A 3054-nucleotide genomic window follows, 5' to 3' on the forward strand; every position below is an offset into this window, starting at 1 on the left:
CCCCCCCCGCGCCCGGGGCGGGGGGGGGCGCCCCCCCCCCCCCCCCCCCCCCCCCGGCCGCCCCCCCCCCCCGCCGGGCCCCCCCGCCGAGGTCTGTCCTTGGTGCGCTGAGGCCCGCTAGGGGGCGTCGGGCGCCGCGTCCGTGCCGTAACCGGTGTCCGAGCCGTCCCGCGCGCCCTCGGGCAGCTCCGGGCGGGTGTACGTGGACAGCGGGGCGCCGCCCGGGTCGGGGCGGACGGCCCCCAGCAGTGGGTTCGACGCCAGCGGTGAGACCTTGACCCTCGCGCCGGGGCGGGGCGCCTGCACCACGAGGCCGTCACCGATGTACAGCGCCACGTGGGTCGCCTTCGGGAAGTAGATCACCAGGTCCCCGGGGCGCAGGGCGGACACCGGCACCCTCGGGAGCTGCTTCCACTGCTCCTGCGAGGTGCGCGGGATTCCCCGCCCCGCCGCCGACCAGGCCTGGGACGTGAGACCGGAGCAGTCGAAGGAGTCGGGGCCCTCGGCCCCCCACACGTACGGCTTGCCGATCTGCCGGACCGCGTACGCCACGGCGTCGCCGCCCTGCCGGGTGGGCGGCCGGGTGGAGCTGAGCGCCCCGGAGGCCACCAGTTCGCGCTGGGCCTTGTCCACCCCCTGCTGTTCGAGACCGGCGAGCTGGGCGATCTGCTCCTCGGAGAGGGTGGCCAGCAGCCCTTCGACCTCCTTGAGCCTGCCGCGCACGGTGTCACGCTGCTTCTTCTGCTGCGCGGCCAGCTTCTTCTGCTGGTCCAGCGCCTTGCGGGAGGCGGCGGCCAGGGTGTCGGCCCGCCGGGCGGCGTCGGTCAGCCGGTCCACCGTCGCCGCGCGGTTCGCGGCCAGCCGCCCCACGACATGGCTCTGGTCCAGGGCTCGTTGGGGGTCGTGGGCCAGCAGCAGCCGGAGATACGCGGAGAACTCCGTACGCCCCTGGTACTGCTCCCGGGCCAGCCGCCCGGCGTCCCCCCGGCTGACCTCCAGCGCGGCCCGCGCCTTCGCCAGGTCCCCGTTCACCTTCTTCACCTGCGCGGTGCGCTGCTTCAGCTTCTCGGCGGTGGCGTTGTAGGTCTCGCTCGCCTCCTCCGCCGCCTGGTAGCGGGTCTGCAGCTCGCGGAGGAGGGTGGCGACGCTCTTGGGGGCCTCGGGTGCGGCGAGGGCGGTCTCGGCGTCGACCTCGGCGGCGTCCCCGTCCGTCTCGTCGGCGCCCTCCCCGGCTTCCTCGTCGTCGGCGTCTGTGCGGCCTTCTGCGTCCTCCGAGTCCGTCGAGTCCTCCGCGTCCGTGTCGGCCTTCTGCTCCGCGAGCGGTACGGAATCCTCGGACGGTACGGGGCCCGGCTCGGCCGATGCGGTGGTGGGGGAGACCGCGAGCGCCGCGGCCAGCGCGCTGGTGCAGACCGCGCGCAGGAGCCTGCCTGACACGACATCACCTCCGTGACGGAGACACAGCCCGGCAACGGGCTCGTCCATAAGTGAGCGAATCCTATTAATCCGGTCACTCGTCGTCGGGTGATGCAAGCACCGCACCGCGCGCCGCCCGGAGATCCCCCGGACGGCGGCGTTGATGACGGAGGGGCGTCGGCCTGCCTCAGGCCACCGGGAAGGCGTAGAAGGACCTGTCCCGTTGGACGACGACGGTCTCACCGAAGGCGAGCGCCCGGTACGACGCGCGTACCGTCTCCCCCTTCGGATCGGCCGACCCGATGTCCTGGAACTTCCAGAGCCGCTCGCCGTCGGCCGCCGAGAACGCCGTGACCTGGATGGCGTCGGCGGCGATCAGGGTCTTCTCGCTGCTGCTCAGCGTGAGCGCGGGGGCGTTGCCGATGCCCGGTACCTCGGTGGAGCGCCGCCACACGAGCCGGCCGCTCTCCCGCTCCACCGCGCCGACCAGCCGGCTGCGTTCGGTGGTGTGGATCAGGGGCCCGGCGATCAGCGGGGTGCCGAACACCGAACCGTCGCTGCCCTCGACGCGCCACTGCGGCTTCGTCGAGTCCGCCTCGAAGGCCTGGAGGTCCTGGCCGACCGCCGCGTACAGCGTCCCGTCCTCGTCGCCCGTGGTGGCCGCTTGGGGGGAGGCCGCGCCGTACTGCTTGGTCCACAGCAGCTTGCCGCTCTTCTGGTCGAACGAGCGGACCGACCCCTTCCCCTTGGCCTTCTTGACCTCGGCCGCCGTCAGGCTCACCGCGTCCTGCCGTACGAGGACGTCGGCGGAGCGCTCCGCGACCACCCGGTAGGCGGGGGTGCCGGGGTCGCGGCCCGCGGGCACGGAGGTGCGCCACAGCTCCTTGCGCTGCACGATGTCGTACGCGAAGAAGTAGGCCTCGACGACCTCCTTGTCCTTGCCCTTCTTCTTGCCCTTCTTCGGCTTCGGGGCCTTCTCGGTGACCGTGTGCGACCCGGTGAACCAGATGACCGGCCCGGAACTCCCGGCCAGCCGCCCGACGGTGAGACCCGGCAGGTCGTCGAAGGCCTCCGTGTAGCGCACGCGGTGCACGACCTTGCCGTCCTTGGGCGACAGCCACAGGAACTCCGTGGGGCTCGCCACGAAGACCAGATCGGCGCCCGCCGCCGACGCGGCCTGCCCCTTCGCCCCGTCCGCACGCTGCCACAGCCGCTTACCGGTACGCAGGTCCACGGCGCTGGCCTGGCTCTCGCTGGTCACCACGAGCAGCTTGTCCTGCCAGAGGGCGGTGGTGAGCGGGGCCGACTCGGAGGCCGGGTGCGCGTAGGTCCAGCGCGGTTCGGGGGCCTGTCCGGGGAGCGTACGGCGGGGCTTGGGCGCGGGCTTGTCGTCCGTCGCCGCGGCGGTGTCCCCGGACCCGAGCGCGGCGACCGAACCGCCGCCCACGATCAGCCCGCCCACGGCCGCCGCCGCGATGGTGAGCAGGGTCCGGCGGCTGGCGCCGGGGTCGGGCGCCGGGGCCGGTGCGGGAGGCAGCGGCAACGACACCATCGGCCCTCCGCCGGGGCCGCCCGGCCCCGCGGGCCCGGGGGGGGGGGCGGCGGGGGGGGGGGGGGGGGGGGGGTATACGCATCTGG

At 74.4% G+C, this 3054-nt stretch carries 2 protein-coding genes; both read right to left on the reverse strand.

Annotated features, from left to right (window positions below; genetic code table 11):
- Window positions 1-117: 117 nt before the first annotated feature.
- Window positions 118-1437 (reverse strand): C40 family peptidase, encoded by a 1320-nt coding sequence (locus JS521_RS32885; RefSeq protein WP_307847986.1) that lies wholly within the window; start codon window positions 1435-1437, stop codon window positions 118-120.
- 166 nt (window positions 1438-1603) lie between these two features.
- Window positions 1604-3054: outer membrane protein assembly factor BamB family protein (locus JS521_RS32890; RefSeq protein ID WP_239488162.1), on the reverse strand; the 1451-nt coding region annotated here is incomplete at its 5' end.

The sequence above is a fragment of the Streptomyces durocortorensis genome (assembly GCF_016901035.1).
In the GTDB taxonomy this organism is placed as follows: Bacteria; Actinomycetota; Actinomycetes; order Streptomycetales; family Streptomycetaceae; genus Streptomyces; species Streptomyces durocortorensis.